Origin of the sequence: Xanthomonas euroxanthea (assembly GCF_903989455.1) — a bacterium.
Taxonomy (GTDB): Bacteria; Pseudomonadota; Gammaproteobacteria; order Xanthomonadales; family Xanthomonadaceae; genus Xanthomonas; species Xanthomonas euroxanthea.
The window spans coordinates 2,435,465-2,457,209 of sequence record NZ_LR861803.1 but is presented as its reverse complement, the minus strand read 5'-3'; the positions used below and the strand labels follow the sequence as shown (position 1 = coordinate 2,457,209).

The window sequence follows — 21,745 nt, the reverse complement described above, 5'->3', positions numbered from 1 at the left end:
ACCATGCCATCTGCGGTTCAAGCAGTTCCATCGCGCCGCCTTGATTCACCGGGTGGGGACCGCCACTCTATGCCGCCACAGGGGCGCGAATTCAGTCGCCTGCCCTGCCAATTCCTAGACCGCGAGTATACATGAGCGCCTCTTCTGCCAGTCCCGCCAAGCATTCCCGCCTGCTGATCCTGGGCTCCGGCCCGGCCGGCTGGACCGCCGCGGTCTACGCCGCCCGCGCCAACCTCAAGCCGGTGGTGATCACCGGCCTGCAGCAAGGCGGCCAGCTGATGACCACCACCGAAGTCGACAACTGGCCGGGCGACCCCCACGGCCTGATGGGCCCGGACCTGATGAGCCGCATGCAGGCCCATGCCGAGCGCTTCGAGACCGAGGTGATCTTCGACCACATCCACACCGCCGACCTGTCGCAGCGCCCGTTCCGGCTGATCGGTGACGGTGCCGAGTACACCTGCGACGCACTGATCATCTCCACCGGCGCCACCGCCAAGTACCTGGGCATCCCCAGCGAGGAAGCCTTCAAGGGCCGCGGTGTGTCTGCCTGCGCCACCTGCGACGGGTTCTTCTACAAGGACCAGGACGTGGTGGTGGTCGGCGGCGGCAACACGGCAGTCGAGGAAGCGCTTTACCTGTCCAACATCGCCCGCAAGGTCTACCTGGTCCACCGCCGCGACACCCTGCGCGCCGAAAAGATCATGCAGGACAAGCTGTTCGCCAAGGTCGCCGCCGGCAAGATCGAGACCGTCTGGCACCACGCCATCGACGAAGTGCTGGGCAACGATGCCGGTGTCACCGGCGTACGGGTCAAGTCCACCCTCGACGGCAGCACCCGCGAGATCGTCGCGCACGGCTTCTTCGTCGCCATCGGCCATCACCCCAACACCCAGCTGTTCGACGGCCAGCTGGCGATGAACAACGGCTACCTGGAAATCCGCTCCGGCCTCAACGGCGCGGCGACCGAGACCTCGGTGGCCGGCGTGTTCGCTGCCGGCGACGTTGCCGACCAGCACTACCGCCAGGCGATCACCTCGGCCGGTTTCGGCTGCATGGCCGCACTGGATGCCGAGCGCTATCTCGACAAGAGCGCCTGAGGTGGCCGCTGACCGCCGGCCGCGCCGCGCGGGCAGCGCCGATGCCGGCGGGCCGGGCGCATGAGCGTCACCGCCCGCTGGTGCCGCCGGCTGGACGAGCTCCCGGCCGGTGCCTGGGACGCGCTGCACGACGGCGCGCACCCGTTCATTTCCTATGCCTTCCTGGAGGGCCTCGAACGGGAGGGCTGCCTGCGCCCGGACTGGGGCTGGAATCCGCTGCACCTGACGCTGTGGGACGGCGACGCGCTGGTCGCTGCGGCGCCGGGGTACCTGAAGAACAACTCGCATGGCGAGTTCGTGTTCGACCACGCCTGGGCGCATGCGTATGCGCGTTATGGGCAGGAGTACTTTCCCAAGTGGCTGTGCGGGGTGCCCTACTCGCCGGTGACCGGCCCGCGCCTGCTGGGGGCACCGCGATGGCACCCGCAATTGCTCGCAGCGATGCGCGAGCTGGTGGAGCGCAGCGGGCTGTCATCGGCGCATGTGAACTTCTACCCGGCCGGCGAAGATGCGGCCTTCGATAGCGACTGGCTGGAGCGCAACGACCTGCAGTACCACTGGCATAACGCCAGCGGCTGGAGCGACTTCGAAACCTTCCTGGCCGCGATGGACCACAAACGGCGCAAGAACATCCGCCAGGAGCGCGCCAAGGTGCAGCGGGCCGGCGTGCAGCTGCGCGTGGTCCATGGCGATGAAGCCAGCGCTGCCGACCTGGAAGCGATGTATGGCTTCTATCTCAAGACCTTCAACGAATACGGCAACTCGCCTGCGCTGACGCCGGAATTCCTGCGTCATCTGGCCCGGCACCTGCCGCGCCAGCTGGTGATGTTTCTGGCCGAGCTGGACGGGCGCCCGATCGCCGGCGCGCTGTGCCTGCGCGGGCGCGACACGCTGTACGGGCGTTACTGGGGCGGCGAAGCCCTGCCTGGGTTGCATTTTGAAACCTGCTACTACCAGGGCATCGACTACTGCCTGCGCGAAGGCCTGACCCGCTTCGAGCCGGGCGCGCAGGGCGAGCACAAGATCGCACGCGGCTTTCTGCCCACCCTGGTCCGCAGCCGTCACTGGATTGCCGACCCCGGCTTTCGCGAGCCGCTGGCGCACTGGTGCGCCGACGAACGCCAGGCGGTCGCCCGGCACGCACGCGAGCTGTCCGAGCACAGCCCGTTCCGCGATTGAACCCGCGCGGCAGCCAGGCCGGCTGCACCCGCCCTGATCGCAGGCTGGCCTCTTGCAGGCGACGCGCGACGCGCCCCGTCCAAGGACAGTCGTCAGCCCGGTAAGAACTGCACGCCCGGCAGCGCGTGCTCGTGTACGCATGCCGCGGCGCGTATCGAGGACGCAGTGCAGCGTGCCGGGGACTGCGTGCCCGGGTGCGCCATGGACGACAGGCTCTACACTGCGCGCATGTCCCGCACCCTTCCCTACCTGCTTGCGACCGACCCGGCCGCGCCCTTCCCGCCGGCCGAACAGGCGCTGCGCGAGCCGGACGGCCTGCTTGCCATCGGCGGCGATCTGTCGCCGCAACGCCTGCTCAAGGCCTATGCCGGTGGCGTGTTCCCCTGGTTCTCGGACGGCCAGCCGATCCTGTGGTGGAGCCCGGACCCGCGCACGGTGTTTCGTACCGATGGCGTACGCCTGTCCTCGCGCTTCCGGCGCCAGTTGCGCGGCAGCCGCTGGATGCTGCGCGCCGATACCGCCTTCGCACAGGTGATCGCGGCCTGCGCGTCGATTCCGCGCGCCGGCCAGGAAGGCACCTGGATCACCACCACGATGCAGCAGGCCTACCTCGAACTGCATCGGCTGGGCCATGCGCATTCGCTGGAAGTGTTCGATGGCCCACGCCTGGTCGGCGGTATCTACGGCGTGGCGATCGGCCAGATGTTCTTCGGCGAGAGCATGTTCAGTGCCGACAGCGGCGGCTCCAAGGTGGCGCTGGCGGCGCTGGCCGCGCATCTGCACGCCTGCGGTTGGCCATTGCTCGATGCGCAGGTGGAAAATCCGCACCTGATGCGCCTGGGCGCGCAGCGCCTGCCACGTGCAGACTTCCTGCAGCAGGTACGGCTGCAGGTCGGCCAGACTGCGCTGCCGGGCAGCTGGTCCGAGCGCTACGGCGAGCGGCCTGCCAGCGCGCTTGCTGAAGTCCGCTTAACATAAAATTTGCACCGCGGGGAGATGGAGCGTAAAATGCTGTCCCTTACGGCCCTCCCGGGCCAGCCGTGATTGCACAGGATTACATGTCGAAAGACGACTCCATTGAATTCGAAGGCAGCGTCAGCGAGACGCTCCCCAACACCACGTTCCGGGTCAAGCTGGAAAACGGGCATGAAATCATCGCCCACATCTCCGGCCGCATGCGCAAGAACTACATCCGCATCCTGACCGGCGACCGGGTCAAAGTTGAGATGACTCCGTACGACCTGACCAAGGGTCGTATTACCTACCGCATGAAGTAAGCGGTTCTGGTGTGAGACGCGAGGCGGCCAATGGCCGCTTTTTGTCGTGGCCGGGATCTGTGTATTTGGCAGGCATGGCTAGCCGATGTCGTCGGCTTGCCCTGCATTCGCTGGTGTCATTGGCGTTTATGCCAGCCGATCCATTGCCTCGGTTCCGAAGCGTGCGGTTGTCGCTCGTGGTTTGCCGCTCCTCCGCGATTGCCGCGCCTGTGTGTCCCTCCCGCTGTGCGTCTCCAGGGACATAAAAAAACCGCTCCTTCGAGCGGTTTTTTCACTTCAGGACTGCAAGGCGATCAGTCGACCGTCGCCGGCAGCAGACGCTCCGGTTCCGGATGCGCCTCCACCACCAGCTCGCCATCCTTGACGTCGATATTGACCCGACCGCCTTCCACCAGCTTGCCGAACAACAGCTCGTCGGCCAGCGGGCGCTTGATCTTCTCCTGGATCACCCGCGACATCGGGCGCGCACCCATCAGCGGATCGAAGCCGTGCTGGGCCAGCCAGTCGCGCGCAGTCGGCGTGGCCGACAACGACACGTGCTTTTCCTGCAACAGCATTTCCAGCTCGATGATGAACTTGTCCACCACGCGCAGGATGTGGTCAAAGCCCAGCGGCTGGAACTGCACGATCGCATCCAGGCGGTTGCGGAACTCGGGCGTGAACCCGCGACGGATCGATTCCATTGCATCGGTGGAGTGATCCTGCTTGGTGAAGCCGATCGACCGCCGCGACGCCTGGGTGGCGCCGGCATTGGTCGTCATCACCAGGATCACGTTCTTGAAGTTCGCCTCGCGCCCGTTGGTGTCGGTGAGGATGCCGCGATCCATGACCTGCAACAGGATGTTGAAGATGTCCGGATGCGCCTTCTCCACCTCGTCCAGCAGCAGCACGCAGTGCGGCGTCTTGACGATCTTCTCGGTCAGCAGGCCACCCTGGTCGAAACCGACATAGCCCGGAGGCGCGCCGATCAGGCGGCTGATCGAATGCGCTTCCATGTATTCGGACATGTCGAAGCGCACCAGCTCGATCCCCAATTGCAGCGCGAGCTGCTTGGTGACCTCGGTCTTGCCGACACCGGTGGGACCGGCAAACAGGAAGTTGCCGATCGGCTTCTCCGGATTGGCCAGGCCCGAGCGCGCGAGCTTGATCGAGCCGGCCAGCGTCTCGATCGCCGGGTTCTGGCCGAAGATCACCATCTTCAGATTGCGCTCCAGATGCTGCAGCACGTCCTTGTCGGTCGCGCTGACCTGCTTGGCCGGAATCCGCGCCATCTTGGCGACGATGGTCTCGATCTCCTCGATATCGATCAGCTCCTTGCGCTTACCCTCGGGCAGCAGGCGCTGACGCGCACCGGCTTCGTCGATCACATCGATCGCCTTGTCCGGCAGCAGGCGGTCGCCGATATGCTTGACCGACAGGTCCACGGCGGCCTGCAGCGCATCGTCGGCATAGGTCACGCCGTGGTGCGCTTCGTACTTGGGCTTGAGGCCCTGCAGGATTTCGAAGGTCTCGCCCACGGTCGGCTCGACGATGTCGATCTTCTGGAAGCGACGCGCCAGCGCACGGTCCTTTTCGAAGATGCCGCGGTATTCCTGGAACGTGGTCGAGCCGATGCAGCGCAGCTCGCCCGACGACAGCGCAGGCTTGATCAGATTGGAGGCATCCATCGTGCCGCCCGACGCCGAACCGGCACCGATGATGGTGTGGATCTCGTCGATGAACAGCACCGCATTGGGCACCTTCTTCAGCGCCGCCAGCACGCCCTTGAGGCGCTTCTCGAAGTCGCCGCGGTACTTGGTACCGGCCACCAGCGCGCCCAGGTCCAGCGAGAAGATCACCGCGTCGGCCAGCACTTCCGGCACGTCGTTGTCGACGATGCGCTTGGCCAGCCCCTCGGCGATCGCGGTCTTGCCGACACCGGCCTCGCCCACGTACAGCGGGTTGTTCTTGCGGCGGCGGCACAGCACCTGGATGGTGCGCTCGATTTCGTCGCCACGGCCGACCAGCGGGTCGATCTTGCCGTTGCGGGCCTGCTCGTTGAGATTGGTGGCGAACTCGGCCAGCGCATCGCCCTTGGCCTCGCCCTCCCCGCCCTCGCTCTTGGGCTCGCCATCGGAGGTGGACGGCTGCTCGCCGTCCTCGCCCAGCTTGGCGATGCCATGCGAGAGGTAGTTGACGATATCCAGACGGGTGATGTCCTGCTGATTCAGGAAATACACCGCGTGCGAATCCTTCTCGCCGAAGATCGCCACCAGCACATTGGCGCCGGTGACTTCTTTCTTGCCCGAGGATTGCACGTGATAGACCGCACGCTGCAGCACGCGCTGGAAGCCCAGCGTGGGCTGGGTGTCGCGGCCATCGTCTTCGGCCAGGCGCGAGACAGAGGCCTCGATCGCCTGCTCCAGATCGTTGTGCAGACGCACCTGGTCAGCGCCACAGGCCTTGAGGACGGCCTGGGCGGACGGGTTGTCCAGCAGCGAGAGCAGCAGGTGCTCGACGGTCATGAACTCGTGACGCGCCTCGCGTGCTCGCTTGTAGCACTGGCCGATGGTTTGCTCTAGGTCTTTGCTGAACATTGGTAACTCCGAACGGCTGTTGCCAACAATATGCGGCTTTTGTTGGGATTTACCACAACCCTATCGGATAGGCATGTTCAGACGGCGTTAGCATGTGATTGCAGCCACAGTGTTGCGCTGCTGGAATGATCCGATCGACCGGTCAGGCCTGCTCCATCGTGCACAGTAGCGGATGCTGGTTCATGCGCGAGAATTCGTTGACCTGGGCGACCTTGGACTCGGCGACTTCGCGGCTGTAGACCCCGCAAACGCCACGTCCGCGGGTATGGACGTGCAGCATGACCTGCGTGGCCCGCTCCAGATCGAGGTTGAAAAACTGCTGCAGCACCGTCACCACGAAGTCCATCGGGGTGTAGTCGTCGTTCAGCAGAAGCACCTGATAACGCGGCGGTGGCGCCACTTCAGGCTTGCTGGCTTCGACCGTGAGGCCGTGATCGTGTTCGTGTGAGGTCTTACGAGGCATCCGGGCATTATACGGTTCATCGCCGCACGCATTGGACGATTTACGCCGCGCCCCGCACAATTTGTCTCCGATTCCATGGCTGGCCCTTGATGACCGATTCCCTGACCGCGCCCTTGCTGGCGCCGTCGTTCACCGCCGACTTGTCCAGCTCCATGCGCGAAGCAGGGTCCAACGGCCGTCTGGGCCGACTTCACGCGCTGACCCTCGCCGGCGAGGCGAGCAACCCTTCGATCGAGCAGGACCAGCAACGATGAGCGCCTCCGGACAACGCTGGCATCCGGATGTCACCGTGGCCACCGTGGTGGTGCGCGACGGGCGCTTCCTGCAGGTCGAAGAGCACATCGGTGACCGGCTGCTGTTGAACCAGCCTGCCGGACACCTGGAACCGGACGAAAGCCTGCTCGACGCGGCGGTACGCGAGACCCTGGAAGAGACCGGCTGGGATGTGCGCCCGACCCACTTCATCGGCACCTACCAATGGGTCGCCCCGAGCGGCCAGTGCTTCCTGCGGTTTGCGTTTGTCGCCGAGGCCCTGACCCACCATCCCGAGCGCAGCCTGGACACCGGCGTGGTGCGCGCCTTGTGGATGACGCCGGAAGAATTGCGCAGCGCCACCGAGCGGATGCGCAGCCCGTTGGTGTGGGAGGTGGTGGCCGATTACCTGGCCGGCCAGCGCCATCCGTTGGCACTGGTGCGGCACGTCGCATGAGTACGCCGCGCATCGTGGTCGGGGTCTCCGGCGGCGTGGATTCGTCCGTGGCGGCCTGGCGGCTGGCCCAGCAAGGCGAGTCGCTCGCCGGACTGTTCATGCAGAACTGGGCCGACGATGGCAGCGGCGATTGCCGCGCCGAGGATGACCGCCGCGATGCGGTGGCGGTGTGCGGGGTGCTGGGCATTGCGTTCCATTTCCGCGATTTTTCCGGCGAATACTGGAGCGGCGTGTTCGAGCACTTCCTGGCCGAATACGCGGCCGGGCGCACGCCCAACCCCGATGTGCTGTGCAATCGCGAGGTCAAGTTCAAGCATTTCCTGGATGCGGCCCAGGCGCTGGGCGCCGAGCGCATCGCCACCGGCCACTACGCCCGGGTGGCGCACAGCGGCGGGCGCTGGCGCCTGCTGCGCGGCGCCGACCGCGGCAAGGACCAGAGTTATTTCCTGCATCAGCTGGGACAGACCCAGCTGGCCGCGACGCTGTTTCCGATCGGCGACCTGGAAAAAAGCACGCTGCGCCGGATCGCCCAGGATGCCGGCCTGCCGACGCATGCCAAGAAGGATTCCACCGGCATCTGCTTCATCGGCGAGCGCGATTTCCGCGAGTTCCTGGGCCGTTACCTGCCCGCGCGCACCGGCGAGATCCGCGACCCGCAGGGGCAACGCATCGCCGAGCATCCGGGGGTGTTCTATTTCACCCTAGGGCAGCGCGAAGGCCTGAACATCGGCGGCGTGCGTGGACGCGCCGCCGCGCCGTGGTACGTGGTCGGCAAGGATGTGGCGAGCAATGTGCTGTATGTGGACCAGGACCGTGACAGCCCGCTGCTGCAATCACGCTGGCTGCAGTCCGAGCAGGCCCATTGGGTCACCGGCGCGCCGCCGGCGCGCAGCTTCGCTTGCACCGCACAGACCCGTTACCGGCAGCCCGACGAGCCGTGCACGGTGCAGGTGCAGGACGATGGCAGCGTGCAGGTGCGTTTCGAGCGGCCGCAGCGGGCGGTAACGCCCGGGCAGTCGCTGGTGTTGTACGACGGCGAGGAATGCCTGGGCGGCGCGGTCATTGCCGCCACCGATGCGCCGCTGGAACGCCAATTGGCGGGATCTTCTTTTTCACCTGAGGTAGTGGCTTGATGAGTTCTTCCATGGATCACCGCGTACTGGCGCTTGCCGGTGTCGCCCAGGCCTTGCAACAGGTGCGGCGGATCGCCGACACCGGGCACTCGGAGGCTGCGACGGTGCGTACCGCCATGGACAGCGTGTTCCGGGTGGATGCGGCCTCGCCGGAGGCCGTGTACGGCTCGCCAGCGGACCTGGCACCGGGCCTGCGGCTGCTGCATAACTATTTCCACAATCAGGGCCAGGACGAGGTCCTGCCGCGGCTTGCGTTGGCGGTGCTGCAGCTGGAGCGCCGCTTCGTGCGCGACACCACCACCGTCGCCACGGTCTCCAAGGGCATCGAGGCGGCCGCGCGTCAGGCACAGAGCCTGGGCGACAGCGGCCATCCGGACGTATTGAATTCGCTCGGCGGGCTGTATGCGCAAACCATCAGCCACCTGCGCCCCAAGGTCATGGTGCAGGGCAATCCGCATTACCTGGGCCAGGCCGGCGTGGTTGCGGAAATCCGCGCGTTGCTGCTGGCCGCTGTCCGCTCGGCGGTGTTGTGGCGGCAGATGGGTGGCAGCCTGTGGGATTTCCTGTTCGCCAAGCGCGCAATGATCGAGGCGGTGGACCGCGCGCTGCGCTAACCACCTGACAATTCGGGTTGCCACATGCGCCAGCGGTCGCTGGCGCGTGTCAACATCGGTTGAACGGGCGAGACGATGTGGCGATCGTCGCTAAAGACACAGGGGGGACGGCCGATACAGCAACCGTGACTCTGCCGAGAACGCCCATGTATTCACGTCCACTTATCCGTCTGGCCGCCCCTTTGGCCCTGACCTTGCTGTTTCCCTTCGCTGTCGGATTCGACTGGCCCGCTTCGGTGCGCTGGGCGATCCTGGCGACCATGACGCTCAGCTGGCTCGGTTTCGCTGCCTGGGTGACCTACTCCCAGTTCCGGCGTAATCCGGACCAGACCCGCATCCTGCGCGAGCAGGACCAGCTGCTCAACGAACTGCGTACGTTCGTCAGCAACGAAGTCGACGGTTCGCGCTCGGAAGTCGAGCGTGCCCGCGAACTGATCCGCCAGGCCGTGTCCGGTCTTGGTGGCAGCTTCGAAGCGATGAACCGCAAGTCGCGCCAGCAAAGCCAGGCATTGGCCCGCATCGTCGACCGTGCCGGTGACGACGGCAGCGCCGGTGTCGACGTCGCCCGCTTCGCCCAGCACGCCAGCTCCCGGATGGAGCAGCTGGTGGAAGCGCTGGAACAGGTGAGCGGCCAAAGTACCAACACGGTGCACCACATCGATGAGATGGCCCAGCACCTGGATGGCATCTTCGCGCTGCTGGAAGACGTCAAGTCGATCGCCGACCAGACCAACCTGCTGGCCCTGAACGCCGCCATCGAAGCAGCCCGTGCCGGTGAAGCCGGTCGCGGCTTCGCGGTGGTCGCCGACGAGGTGCGCAATCTGTCCGAGCGTTCCACCACCTTCAACGAACAGATCCGCAAGCTGGCACACAGCTCCAAGGAATCGATCGCCAAGGTCCGTGAAACGGTCTCGCAGCTGGCCTCGCGTCACATGGATCGTTCCCGCGAAGCCCGCCATGAATCGGCGGCGATGCTGGAGAATGTCGCGCAGATCAACGCCTCGTTGGGCGACGGCATGCGCGAAATCTCCGAGTGCGCGCGTTCCATCGACGGTAGCGTGGCCGAAGCGGTGCGCGCCCTGCAGTTCGAGGACATCGCCACGCAGACGCTGAGCGGTATCCATACCCACCTGGATCGTCTCACCGCGATCAACCGTGAAGCGGTGGCGCTGCAGGAACTTCTGCATCGTAACGGCGGCGTGTACGACAGCGATCTGGTCGCCGCGCTGCAGAAGGTGTCCACCCGCCTGCGCGACATGCGTGTGGAGTGGGAGCGCCCGCCGCACAAGCCGGTGGCGCAGCAAGGCATGGGTGCCGGTACGGTCGAACTGTTCTAAGACCGCTGCCACGCACTGCCTGATTCCGACATTCCCCGGCCTTCCGGGGATTTGTCGTTCCGCAACAACCTGGTATCCACTCATGACGCTACTTGCCCCGCCCACCGATGCATCCACCGCCGTGCTGGAATCAGCCGCGCTGGCGGCTGCACATGCCCAGCGCATCGCGCAAAGCGACGCTGCCCGGCCTGCGCTGCGCAGCGTGCGCATGCCGGCCGCGCTGGAACGGCTGGAGCATGCCGCCCGTGCGGAAGTGCAGGCAATGCAGAACCCCCGCCGCAGCTGCAGCGAAGAAGAACTGCTGTTTGCGACCGTGGCCTGGGATCTGGGTCTGGATGGCGCCGCTGTCGGCGTGTCTGGAGCCTGACACCTGTGCAACGGCGGGGCGTGCCTCGGCAGGCGCCCCGCCGGTTGTTTCCACTGCCCGACATGTGGCGCTGGTACGCCAGGCCGTGCCACCATGCGTGGCTCCGAGCATGGGCGACCATTCGATTGCAGCACCAGGGTGACCTCTCCCCTGCCCGTCTGCTCGACGACCTCTAAGAATCCCACGAAACAATGTCCCGCTTCGCTCGGCTGATCTACGGCCTGGCTGCAGGACTCTTGCCCCCGCCCCCGTCACGAGACACGCCGCGACTCCATCGCTCGAGGCCCTTATGCGGTATCCGTGCCGCAGGTTCCGAGATAGTCAGCGGGCTGGATCGAGACGCCCCTGCTGCTCGCAGCTGCCGCATGTGCCTTCGGTAGTTTGGCGCGTGATAGCTCAGGTGTAGAGCGCCTGGCGCTGTGGCTTGGCTGCAGCGCCCTTGTCTGCCCACCATTGCGGGACACGCCATGAATCCGCTCCTGAAGTCGCTTCAGCGACATCCATGCCGCACAAGGTCCCCAGGATGCTGAGCGGGCTGCACCGGCACGACGCAGCTCCTGCTCTGAATTGCAGCGTGTGCCTTTCCGGAAGTCCGATAGGTGAGGTTTAGAGCGCCTAGCTTTGCAGCTTGGCTGCAGAGTCCTTGCCCGCCCACCGTCGCGGGACACGCCGTGAATCCGTCCATGGAGGCTCTGGCGCGGCATCCATGCCGCTCAAGGTCCCGCGACGGTAGGCGGACAAGGACCAGTCGGGATGGTCGGTGTGCATGGTTGCAAGCGGTGCATGACGTCCGCTCTCCGGATAGCCGGGAGTTGGGGGCATCTTCCCAACGAAAGCCTAGCAGCGGGCAAGCTTTTAAAGTAACCGACCAACTCTCGGTGCGTTGCCCTCGCCGGTTGCCGAACCCATGGCGGCATGGATGCCGCCACGGAGCCTCCAGGGAGGGATTCACGGCGTATCCCGCAAGTGACGAAGGCATCGCGCCCTCGACTCATCGAGCTTTTGACTTGCGTATGCGGACCGTCAGACGATTGAACAGCCGGACGACGCCAGGCCCTGCGACAGGTTGCGTCAGCCGGCGATGACCAGGCGTGCACCGAGGCGCATGCCGGCTTCGGCCTCGCGCAGCCACTGCGCCATGTCGCGCGGCGACAGCGGCCGCGAATAGAAGTAGCCCTGGATTTCGTCGCAGCCCTGCTGGCGCAGCAGTGCATCTTCCTGCACCGTCTCCACCCCTTCGGCCACCACCTGCATGCCGAGCGCATGGCCCAGATGCACGATGGCCTGGGTCACTTCGGCGGTGTTGGCGTCGTCGAGCATCCCCTGGACGAAGCTGCGGTCGATCTTCAGGCGCTGCACCGGGAAGCGGTTGAGGTAATGCAGGTTGGAAAAACCGGTACCGAAGTCGTCCACCGCCAACAGCACGCCATTCTGTTCGAACAGCTCGAAACAGCGGCGCAGCGCATCCGAATCGCGGATCAATGCCGATTCGGTCAATTCCAGTTCCAGACGCGAGGGCGACCAGCCGTTGTCGCGGCAGATTTCCAGTACACGCTCGGCAAAGCCGCGCTCGCGCAGCTGCACCGCGGACACATTGACGGCGATGCGGCTGAAATTGAGCCCGGCGCGATCCCAGACCACGGCCTGGCGGCAGGCTTCGCCGATCACCCATTCGCCCAGGCGCACGATCTCGCCGCACTCCTCGGCAATCGGGATGAATTCGACCGGGCTGCACTGGCCATGGCCGGGGCGATTCCAGCGCATCAGCGCTTCGATCGCGGGCGAGGATTCGCCCACCGTATTGACCAGCGGCTGGTAGACCAGGGTGAACTCTTCGCGCTCCAGCGCGCCTTGCAGCGCGTGTTCCAGCTCCAGGCGGCGCTGTGCACGCATCAGCACGTCCTGGCTGTAGTAATGGAAGGTGTTGCGGCCCGATTCCTTGGCTGCATACATCGCCGCATCGGCGGCGCGCAACAGGCTGTCGAAATCCGACAGGCCTTCGCCCTGCAGCGCGATGCCGATGCTGGCACCGAGCTTGAGGGTGACGTGGTCCTTGCGCAGCGGCTCGCCAAGTGCGCTGATCAACTTGCGCGCAACGTGGCCGGCGTCTTCCGGTTCGGAGAGATCGCGCAGCAGCACGATGAATTCGTCGTCGCTGAAGCGACCGAACAGGTCGCTGTTGCGCAGATGCTGATGCAGGCGCGCAGAGGCCAGCTTGAGCAGGTTGTCGCCGGTGGCGTGACCGAACGAATCGTTGATGCTCTTGAAGCCATCCAGGTCGATCAGCAGCATTGCCAGTACCTGGCCTCGCTCGTGCGCCTCGCGAATGGCGTTCTCCGCCTGCTCGCGCAGCAGGAAACGGTTGGGCAGACCGGTCAGGCGATCGTAGTGGGCCAGCAGCTCGATGCGCTCGTTGGCCTCGCGTTCGCGGGTGACGTCACGGAACAAGGCGACGAAACGCGGCGGCAGGCCTTCGCGGCGGTCCAGCTCGATCAGCACCTGTACCCAGATCCGCTGGCCGGAATTGCGGTAGAAACACAGTTCCAGCTGTTCGGGCAGGCCACCGTCGGAAATACGCAGCAGCGCCGCCTCGAAGGCGTCGCGCGAATCCTGCGTGTACAGCGACAGCGCCTGCTCCAGGGTGATGTTTTCCTTGCGCAGGCCGTGGATGCGGTAGCACTCCTCGGTCCATTGCATGCGTCGGGTGTCGACCTCGATCTCGCAGCCGCCGATCTTGCCCAGCGCAGACACGCGGTTGAGCAGCTCGGTGCGCCAGCGGATCAATGCATCGGTCTGGCGCTGCTCGGTGACGTTCTGCAACTGGCCCAGCAGGCGCACCATGGCGCCGTTGCCGTCGAACACCGGCTGCGCCCAGACCCGCAGGTGATGCGGATTGATGCTGGCAGGCCCGTTGATCTCCAGCTCGAAATGCACCGGCACGCCTTCGTGCTTGATCTTGCGCCAGGCACTGCGCAGATGTGCAACCGATGGCCGCCCCAGCAGACGCAGGATGTCACGGATGCCCTGCAGGCGCAGTTCGGTCATGCCGAGCTGCTGCAGGAAATCCGGCGACACCCACAGCGCGTCCTTGAGCGTGTCCCAGCTCCAGCTGCCCATGCTGGCGATGCGCTGGGCCTCTTCGAGCTGGGCCTGCTGCTCGCGCAGCTGCTGCTCGAGCAATTTCTGTTGGTGCACGTCGGTATGCGTGCCGACCATGCGCAACGGGCGGCCGTCGGCAGTCCGCGAAACCACGCGGCCGCGGTCGAGGATCCAACGCCATTGGCCGTCGTGCTGGCGCAGGCGGAATTCGGCCGTATAGGTATCGGTGCGCCCGTCCAGGTGCGCCTGCACGGCAGCACTGACCTGCGCGTGGTCGTCCGGATGGATCAGCCCGGACAGCGCGGTGAGATTGTTCGGTAGCGGCTGCTCGGAGTAACCGAGCATGCGGGTCCAGCGCTCGGAGCGGTAGACCACATCGGCCGGAATATCCCAGTCCCACAGTCCGTGATCGGCGCTGTCCAGGCCCATTTCCCAGCGGCTGGTGCCGTCGGCGCCCATCGGCTCGGGAATGCTCAGGGTGAAGGCCATGACCTGGCCATGCTCATCGCAGACCGCGCGGAGCCAGCCTTCCAGGCGCCCGCCGCCGGCCCCCGGCAGCACGCAGGCGGTCATGCCGCCGCTGCTGGCCACCTGGGCGCGACTGCTTTCCAGGACTTCCACATAGGCGCCAAGGGTGGCCGGCAATCCCAGCGATTGCGCAACACGGTTGGCCGCCAGAGGCTGACCATGCGCATCCAACAACACCACCGCCGAGGTCAGCGGGTGCTGCAGCATGCTTGCAATGACGCCTGAGTCCACTCTGGAACACTCCGAAGAATCGACCCCTGCCTTCGGAGTCGCAATGGATAACGGCCGTTTCCTGGATTAGTTGAGGCGCGTGTTTCGGGCTCGACCGAACCGGGCCGAGTTGCGGCTAAGATGGTTGCATCGCCAGCACCAAAGGTCGTCCGCGGACCCATGCCCCATCCTGTCGCCGCGCCCGCGTTTTCGTCCGCTCCCGTGTCCCGTCTTCGCCTCGCCGAGCGTCTGCAGCAAGGTCTGTGGACCTTGACCGGGCTGTATTTGCTGGTCGGCGTGATCTGGCTGCTGCTGGGCAACCGGCTGCTGCACCTGGCCGGCGCCGCCATGCCGGAGCGCTGGTCGGACGCGAGCTTTCTGCTGCTGTCCAGCGTGGTGATCCACCTGGTGCTGCGCCGTTTCGTGGCGCTGATCGTGGAAGAGCATGCACAACTGGCGCAGTCGGAGGCAGTGCTGCAGGCCAAGTTCCTGGCCTTGCCCAGCCCGGCCCTGGTCTACGACCTGGCCACGCTGCGCATCCTGGATGCCAACCCGGCGGCGCTGGAGTTCTTCGGCTGGGAGCGCGACGAATTTCTGCAGCAGACGCTGCAGGCGATCTGGCCCAACGCCGATGGCGCGCGCCTGGAGGAAATCATCACCCAGATCCGCGCCAAGGGCGACGCCACCTGCACCTTGCACGAGGATCTGCTGACCCGCAGCGGCTCGCGCCATGTCGAGATCCGCAGCAACCAGCTGCATCTGGCCAGCGGCCCCGCCCGCCTGGTGGTCACCGTGGACCGTAGCGAAGAACGCCAGGCGCAGCATTTGCGCGACGAGGCGCTGCAGCGGCTGGAAGAAGCGCAAGGCATCGCGCGGCTGGGCTCGTGGCAACTGGATTGCGCGACCGGGTTGGGACGCTACTCGCCGGCGGTGTATCGCCTGCTCGGCCGCAGCGTGCCGATGCATCGGCGCGACCACCGGCTGGAAGAACTGTTGACCGCCTCGGACACCGCCACCCAGACGCGGATCGAACGCATGATCGAGGACATGTGCACCGGCGGCGAAGTGCAGATCGATGTGCTGCTACCGCTGACCGGCGGCGACTCGCAGCCGCGCACCGTCCATCTGCGCGCCGAAAGCGTGGCCAGCCCGAACGGCACCCGGCATATCCATGGCACGCTGCAGGACGTCAGCGAACGCGAGCAATCGCGCCGGTTGCTGCGCGAGCGCGAGGAGCAGTTCCGCGAGCTGGTCAGGGTGCTGCCGGATGGCGTGCTGATCCTGGCCGATGAGCACGTGATGTATGCCAATGCCGCCGGGTCGGTGCAGTTCGGTTTCCAGGGCGAAACCATCCTGGGCGAACCGCTGCAGACCCTGGTGAGCGACAGCGACCTGCCGGTAGTGCGCGAGTACCTGCGCGCGGGCAGCGATCGCAACGAGCCGGTGTCCAGCGCACGGGCGATGCGCCGTCGCGATGGCAGCACCTTCTATGCCGGGCTGTCGGCCGGTGACATCCGCTATGGCGGACGCAGCTGCAAGTTGCTGGTGGTGCGCGACCTGAGCGAACCCGAACGCATGCGCGATGCGCTGGCCGAGAGCAACGCCGAGCTGCAGGCGATGGCCAAGCGCCTGTTCTCGCTGCAGGAGGACGAACGCCGCGCGATCTCGCGCGACCTGCATGACGACATCGGCCAGGCCATCACCGCGATGAAGCTGTCCGCACATGCCGCACTGGACGAACCGGATCCGGACGCGCGCCGCGAGGACCTGCTGGAAGTGGTGTCGCTGGCCGACAGCACCGTGACCAAGCTGCGCAACCTGTCGATGCTGTTGCGTCCGCCGCAGCTGGATGCGCTGGGTCTGGAAGCGGCCTTGCGCTGGCAGGCCTCGATGTTGTTTCGCGCATCGCCGGTGCGTTTGGAGCTGGATATCCAGGCACTGGACGTGCGGCCAGGCAACGAGATCGAGCAAGCATGTTTCCGGATTGCGCAGGAAAGCCTGACCAATGCGCTGCGGCACGCCTGCGCAGGCGAAGTGCGCATGCGCCTGCACTCGATCGACAGCGAGAGCTTTCGCCTGGAAGTCAGCGATGACGGCGATGGCTTCGAGCCGGAAGGCCCGCGCGGGCTCGGGCTGATCGTGATGCGTGAGCGTGCGCAAACCGTCGGCGGTGCGCTCGCGATAGAATCAGCCCCCGGAGCAGGCACGCGCGTGACGTTGCGCCTGCCCTATCACCCGGTCGGCGAGTCCGTCCACGACGATGGTGGACGTTAAGTCATGTGGAGCCCCGTAATCCCGCCTGGCCTGGAAATCGTCAAGCCCACCCGCCTGGGCGCGGGCAACCCCGAACTGCTGCATCTGGTGGACGCTGCCGCCTCCGGCGGTCCGCCGTTGATGGTGTTCCATATCGATATCGACCACTTCGCCTCGATCAACGAGAACATGAGCGCCGAGGTCGGCGATCAGGCGCTGACGCTGGTCGCGCGCCGGCTGCAGGACTTCCTCGGCGCGCGTGGCAAGTTGTGGCGCCACGGCAGCGATGAGATGGTGGTGGTGGCGGTGCGGCGCGAAGACACCCCGCTGCCGGAAGATTTTGCCGAAGAGATCCGGCAGCAGCTGGAGCTGCCGTTGTCGGTGCTGCCGTACACCTTGTTCATGACCGGCAAGGTCGGCATCAGCCTGTGCCCGGAACACTCCACCTCGCTGTCGATCCTGCTCGACTACGCCGAGGAAGCCAGCTACCAGGCCGCACGCGAAGGCGGCAATACGGTGCGGCTGTATACCCGCAACTCGACCACCAACGCGCATAGCGAAAGCATCATTGCGCGGCAGATCGTCGATGCGATCCCGCATGGCGAACTGCGCCTGCGCTACCAGCCGCTGGTGAGCGCGCGCGATGGCCGCATCGTCGGCATGGAGGCGCTGTTGCGCTGGCAATCGCCCACCCTGGGCATGCTGGTGCCGGAACGCTTCATGCGCACCGCCGAGCGGTTGGGCGTGATCGTGCAGATCGGCGAATGGGTGCTGCAGAACGCGGTGCGTCAGGCGCGGCTCTGGCGCGACCAGGGCTTCGACGATTTCAGCATCGCGGTGAACGTGTCCACGCTGCAGTTGCTGCGGCCGGGCTTCTTCAACGAAGTGATGGCGATGCTGCAGACCGCGGGCGTGCCGGCGCAGTTCGTGACGCTGGAGATCAACGAAAGCGCGTTGACCAACAACGTCAACTTCGTCCACGAGACGATGGCCAACCTGCGCAACGAAGGCATCAGCCTGAGCCTGGACAACTTCGGTACCGGCGATTCCAGCCTGAGTGCGCTGGTGCGCTATCCGGTGGACCGGCTGAAGATCGACCGCAGCTTCATCAAGAGCGCGCCGGCCGGCAGCCGCGAGGCGGCGATCGCGCGCGCGATCATCGCGATGGGTCATCAGTTGGGCATGACGGTGATCGCCAATGGCGTGGAATCGCAGGCGCAACTGGGCTTTTTGCGTCGCAACGATTGCGACATCTTCCAGGGCTATCTGTTTGGCGAACCGATGTCGGCCGAGTCGGCCGGCATGGCGCTACGCCGCCGCTATCTGCGCCCGGAATCGTTCGCCGAAAGCCGCCCCGACCGCACGCTGCTGCTGCTGGACGACGAAGAAAACGTGTTGCGCTCGCTGGTGCGGCTGTTCCGCCGCGACGGTTACCGCATCCTGGCCGCCGGCAACGTGCGCGATGCCTTCGACCTGCTCGCCACCAACGACGTGCAGGTGATCCTGTCGGACCAGCGCATGAGCGACATGAGCGGCACCGAGTTCCTGGGCCGGGTCAAGATGCTCTACCCAGACACCGTGCGCCTGGTGCTGTCCGGCTATACCGACCTTGCCACCGTCACCGAAGCGATCAACCGCGGCGCGATCTACCGCTTCCTGACCAAGCCCTGGAACGACGACGAGCTACGCGAGCACATTCGCCAGGCCTTCCGGACGCACGATGAGCTGCGTAACGGCAGGGAATAGGGAATCGGGAGTGGGGAATCGGTACGGCAGCGCACTGGCTCTGCACGTTTCCCAAGATTTTCACCGCCCGCGTCAAGCGCAAATCACAAGCAAACCCGGCTCTACCGATTCCCGATTCCCCACTCCCGATTCCCGGCGCGCAGCGCTACCGCGGCTGCCGCACCGGCAATACGATCCTGAAACTGGCACCCTGCCCCGGGACGCTTTCGACATCGATGCGGCCGTGGTGCTTGTTGATGATGCCGTAGGAAATCGACAGGCCCAGGCCGGTGCCGCTGCCGACCGGCTTGGTGGTGAAGAACGGGTCGAAGATGCGTTGCAGCAGGTCCGGGGCGATCCCGGCGCCGCTGTCCTGGAACTGGATCCAGACGTTTTCGGCCTCGTCGCGGCCGGTGGTGACGGTGATCGTGCCGCGCTCGACAATCGCCTGGCCGGCGTTGAGCAGCATGTTCATGTAGACCTGGTTGAGCTCGGACGGCAGGCATTCCACCAATGGCAGCTCGGCGTAGTTGCGCTCCAGCGTCACCTTGTATTTGAGCTCGTTCCAGATGATGTTGATCGTGGATTCGAGCCCGGCATGCAGGTCGACCATCTTCCACGACTCGGAACGGTCCGAATACGAGAAGTCCTTGAGGTCGCGCACGATGCGGGTGACCCGCTCGATGCCTTCGCGCGACTCGGCCATCAACTGCGGCAGGTCGCGGCTGATGAAGTCGATGTCGGCGCGGTTGCGGATCTCGTCGATCTCCGGGATCAACGCCTTCGGATCCGGCGCCTGCAGCGCGCGCTCGTAGGCTTCGATCAGCGTGAACAGGCTGCGCAGGTATTCCTGCAGGCTGCCCAGATTGGAGTGCACGTAACCGATCGGGTTGTTGATTTCGTGCGCCACGCCGGCGGCCAGCTGGCCGATGGAGGCCATCTTCTCCGATTGCAGCAGCTTGTCCTGGGCACCGTTCAGACGTAGATAGGCCTGGCGCAGTTCGGCGTGGCGCTGCTGCAGCTCGCGCTCGTAATCCTGCTGGCCTTCGATGTTGTGGAACAGCGCCAGAAAGTGCCCGACGCCCTGTTCTTCGTTGTAGTACAGATGCGCAATGACCACGCGATCGGCAACCGGCAGGCTGCCGGTCCAGCTGCCCTTGCTGCGCGCCTGATTCAGCGCGTCCGAGGGCAGCACCTGCGAGATCCGCTCGCCGAGATTGCGGTCGTCGGCGGGATCTTCTCTGCACAGGCTCTGGCGTGCGATGGCGTTGGCCAGGATCAGCTGCCCGTCTGCGCGGAACAGCAACACGCCCTCAAGCATCTGGTCGCCGAAAGCGCGCAGCATGGCCGAGGACGGTAATAAGGCTTGATTGAGAAAAAACTTGGCAGTCACGGGACAGGGCGGCGTAGAGGACGCTTCAATATACGCCGAACCGCCCAGGCCCCGTATTGCGCGGCGCCACGCTCCTGCACACCGGGCCCGTCAAGGCTGCACCACCACGCCGCCCGCGCGGCCTATGCGTGCGCTCGGGCACGCTGTGGCGCGTCAGGCCACGGCCAGCGAACGACCGCCGCGCAGCACGCTCGACTGGCCCTTGGCATCGTAGGACGGCGCACTCTCGGTGCGGCCCAGATGACGCAACGCCCAGTTCACCTCACGACGCCGGCGTGCCAGCAGCGCGCCGTTGGCGCGGTTGGCTTCGGCCAGTTCGCGCAGCCGCTCTTCTTCGCCCTGGGGCATTGCCGCTTCCAGCGCGCGCAGCGCCGACAGCTTGTCCTGCGTGTGCCGCATCAACCCATCGATGTCGTTCTCGAGTAATGCCTGGCGTTCGCCGGCCAGCGCATCGCTGAGACGTTGCAGGAACTCGTTCACATTCATCCTTTGGGTCGGGAATTAACCCGCCAGTTGCTGATTCAGATCCATCATGCGGCTGGCGATGGCATCCGGATTGATGGAATAGCTGCCGTTCTGCAACGCATCCTTCACGGCCTGGACGCGACCGGTGTCGATCGCCGAGGACTGCGACAGCGTGCGCTGCAAGTTCTGCAGGTTGGTCGCCTCACCGGTCAGCTTGACGCTGTCGGTCGGCGGCAATGCGGCGATCGGGGACGCGCGGTCTTCACCGGCCGAAGCGATCTTGCTGCTCGTGGCCGCGGTGCGAAGGGTGGCAGCGGTCGGTAGATTGCCTTCGATTTTCTGTGTCATGTCAGGAACTCCTCTACAGGTCGTAGGGGATAACGGCATGCCAAAAAAAAACTTTATAGCGAATTTCTATCTGGAGACCAAAACGGTCCCGCTCGCTTCGACAATCCCCTGCACCACCCGGCGCGACGAGGAATTTTCCACCGACACCCGCTCGTTCTCACCGGCATCGGACAGCGCGCGACCACTCATGCGCACCTCCAGACCGCCGTTGCGCGACACCAGCGGGACCGTGTCGCCGCGCCGGACCAGCCGCTGCGTCACCAGATCGTTGGCCGAGAGCAGCGAACCGGCCGGCAGGATGCGCCGGGCGCTCTTGCCCACTGCGGCCACCGGATCGGCCAGCACCGCGCCGACGATGCGTGCGGCGTCACGCTTCTCGATACTGATATCGGCCAGCGAAATGACTTCTCCAGCGCTGATGCCGCGGCGCAGCACCAACACGTCCTGATTGCGGCGCACCTTCAGCGGCACGAACAGGCGCCAGCCAGCCGGCTGCGGACAGGCCACTTCCACCGTATTGGTGCCGGTCGGCTGCGCCTGCAGCGCAATCGGACAGGCCGGCATGCGCAAGCCCGGATCGAGCGTGGCCTCGGCCTCGGCGTCCGGGCCAACGGTGGCCAGTGCCGCAGCGCGGATGGAATCGACAGACTGATAGCTCTGGGCCCAGGCCGGAGCGGCAGCCAACAAGATGACAAGCAGGAGCAGGCGCATGGGACCAGATCCGGAGGAAGACGGAATAGGCAGTGCAAGTGGCGTGCCTGTTTTTTGAATCGGGAATCGGGAATGGGGAATCGGTCGGGGGCTGAGCCTTGATCGGTCTTCGCTGCTGATGTGCGATTTCCTTAGTGAACACCGTAGGTACGTCACACCACGGCCCTTCGCCTCGGGCTTGCTGCAAAAAGCCCTCCGCTTTTGCGATTCCCCATTCCCGACTCCCGATTCCCGACAGCGCCCTACGCCAAGCTGAAA

At 65.5% G+C, this 21,745-nt stretch carries 19 protein-coding genes; 12 read left to right on the top strand and 7 right to left on the bottom strand.

Features of this window, described 5'->3' with window-relative positions:
- Positions 1–131: 131 nt before the first annotated feature.
- The 4 genes from trxB to infA all read left to right on the top strand — a co-directional run bounded on the left by trxB (position 132) and on the right by infA (position 3,556).
- On the top strand, positions 132–1,100 hold the full coding sequence (gene trxB, locus H7A86_RS10425) for a thioredoxin-disulfide reductase (protein ID WP_104582661.1): 969 nt from the start codon (positions 132–134) through the stop codon (positions 1,098–1,100).
- Between the two features lie 60 nt (positions 1,101–1,160).
- Positions 1,161–2,279 (top strand): GNAT family N-acetyltransferase, encoded by a 1,119-nt coding sequence (locus H7A86_RS10420; protein WP_119131998.1) that lies wholly within the window; start codon positions 1,161–1,163, stop codon positions 2,277–2,279.
- Positions 2,280–2,507: 228 nt separating this feature from the next.
- A complete protein-coding gene (gene aat, locus H7A86_RS10415) occupies positions 2,508–3,257 on the top strand; it encodes a leucyl/phenylalanyl-tRNA--protein transferase (RefSeq protein WP_119128877.1) in 750 nt (249 codons plus the stop codon).
- Positions 3,258–3,337: 80 nt separating this feature from the next.
- Positions 3,338–3,556: a translation initiation factor IF-1 gene (infA, locus tag H7A86_RS10410; RefSeq protein ID WP_002813418.1), complete on the top strand. Its 219-nt coding sequence runs from the start codon at positions 3,338–3,340 to the stop codon at positions 3,554–3,556.
- Between the two features lie 293 nt (positions 3,557–3,849).
- On the opposite strand, the gene clpA is transcribed toward infA, so the two are convergent.
- Together clpA and clpS are read right to left on the bottom strand one after the other, a co-directional pair.
- Entirely contained in the window at positions 3,850–6,132 is a 2,283-nt protein-coding gene (gene clpA / locus H7A86_RS10405) for an ATP-dependent Clp protease ATP-binding subunit ClpA (protein WP_104582663.1), read from the bottom strand.
- A gap of 142 nt (positions 6,133–6,274) precedes the next feature.
- Positions 6,275–6,595: an ATP-dependent Clp protease adapter ClpS gene (clpS, locus tag H7A86_RS10400; protein WP_104582664.1), complete on the bottom strand. Its 321-nt coding sequence runs from the start codon at positions 6,593–6,595 to the stop codon at positions 6,275–6,277.
- An 89-nt stretch (positions 6,596–6,684) separates the two neighbouring features.
- Here clpS and H7A86_RS10395 point away from each other — a divergent pair, with 89 nt between their 5' ends.
- The 6 genes from H7A86_RS10395 (at position 6,685) to H7A86_RS10370 (ending at position 10,755) form a co-directional block, all read left to right on the top strand.
- A complete protein-coding gene (locus H7A86_RS10395) occupies positions 6,685–6,849 on the top strand; it encodes a hypothetical protein (protein ID WP_180708107.1) in 165 nt (54 codons plus the stop codon).
- A complete protein-coding gene (locus H7A86_RS10390; RefSeq protein WP_104582665.1) occupies positions 6,846–7,304 on the top strand; it encodes an NUDIX hydrolase in 459 nt (152 codons plus the stop codon). The genes H7A86_RS10395 and H7A86_RS10390 overlap by 4 nt, the downstream gene beginning before the upstream one ends.
- Positions 7,301–8,437, top strand: coding sequence for a tRNA 2-thiouridine(34) synthase MnmA (gene mnmA, locus H7A86_RS10385; RefSeq protein WP_119131999.1), 1,137 nt, complete (start codon positions 7,301–7,303; stop codon positions 8,435–8,437). Before H7A86_RS10390 ends, mnmA begins: the two co-directional genes overlap by 4 nt.
- Positions 8,437–9,051: a high frequency lysogenization protein HflD gene (hflD, locus tag H7A86_RS10380; RefSeq protein WP_119132000.1), complete on the top strand. Its 615-nt coding sequence runs from the start codon at positions 8,437–8,439 to the stop codon at positions 9,049–9,051. Before mnmA ends, hflD begins: the two co-directional genes overlap by 1 nt.
- 59 nt (positions 9,052–9,110) lie before the next feature.
- Positions 9,111–10,388 carry a methyl-accepting chemotaxis protein gene (locus H7A86_RS10375; protein WP_180496970.1) on the top strand — a complete coding sequence of 426 codons (1,278 nt, stop codon included), beginning with the start codon at positions 9,111–9,113 and terminating at the stop codon, positions 10,386–10,388.
- 82 nt (positions 10,389–10,470) lie between these two features.
- Complete coding sequence (locus H7A86_RS10370) at positions 10,471–10,755, top strand: hypothetical protein (RefSeq protein WP_104648712.1); 285 nt, start codon at positions 10,471–10,473, stop codon at positions 10,753–10,755.
- Positions 10,756–11,826: 1,071 nt separating this feature from the next.
- Here the strand turns inward: H7A86_RS10370 and H7A86_RS10365 are convergent.
- The gene (locus H7A86_RS10365; protein WP_180708106.1) at positions 11,827–14,613 is read right to left on the bottom strand and encodes a sensor domain-containing protein; all 2,787 of its coding nucleotides are present in this window, start codon (positions 14,611–14,613) and stop codon (positions 11,827–11,829) included.
- 120 nt (positions 14,614–14,733) lie between these two features.
- Here H7A86_RS10365 and H7A86_RS10360 point away from each other — a divergent pair, with 120 nt between their 5' ends.
- Positions 14,734–16,866 (top strand): sensor histidine kinase, encoded by a 2,133-nt coding sequence (locus tag H7A86_RS10360; RefSeq protein ID WP_164739794.1) that lies wholly within the window; start codon positions 14,734–14,736, stop codon positions 16,864–16,866.
- A gap of 3 nt (positions 16,867–16,869) precedes the next feature.
- A complete protein-coding gene (locus H7A86_RS10355; protein ID WP_039521514.1) occupies positions 16,870–18,591 on the top strand; it encodes an EAL domain-containing protein in 1,722 nt (573 codons plus the stop codon).
- Positions 18,592–18,736: 145 nt separating this feature from the next.
- Here the strand turns inward: H7A86_RS10355 and H7A86_RS10350 are convergent, their stop codons facing one another.
- The 4 genes from H7A86_RS10350 to flgA all read right to left on the bottom strand — a co-directional run bounded on the left by H7A86_RS10350 (position 18,737) and on the right by flgA (position 21,487).
- On the bottom strand, positions 18,737–19,963 hold the full coding sequence (locus H7A86_RS10350) for an ATP-binding protein (protein ID WP_104582670.1): 1,227 nt from the start codon (positions 19,961–19,963) through the stop codon (positions 18,737–18,739).
- A gap of 153 nt (positions 19,964–20,116) precedes the next feature.
- Positions 20,117–20,449 (bottom strand): hypothetical protein, encoded by a 333-nt coding sequence (locus H7A86_RS10345; protein WP_024939614.1) that lies wholly within the window; start codon positions 20,447–20,449, stop codon positions 20,117–20,119.
- 15 nt (positions 20,450–20,464) lie between these two features.
- Positions 20,465–20,776 carry a flagellar biosynthesis anti-sigma factor FlgM gene (gene flgM / locus H7A86_RS10340; protein ID WP_104582672.1) on the bottom strand — a complete coding sequence of 104 codons (312 nt, stop codon included), beginning with the start codon at positions 20,774–20,776 and terminating at the stop codon, positions 20,465–20,467.
- 66 nt (positions 20,777–20,842) lie between these two features.
- Positions 20,843–21,487 carry a flagellar basal body P-ring formation chaperone FlgA gene (gene flgA, locus H7A86_RS10335; protein ID WP_104648710.1) on the bottom strand — a complete coding sequence of 215 codons (645 nt, stop codon included), beginning with the start codon at positions 21,485–21,487 and terminating at the stop codon, positions 20,843–20,845.
- Positions 21,488–21,745 lie beyond the last annotated feature (258 nt).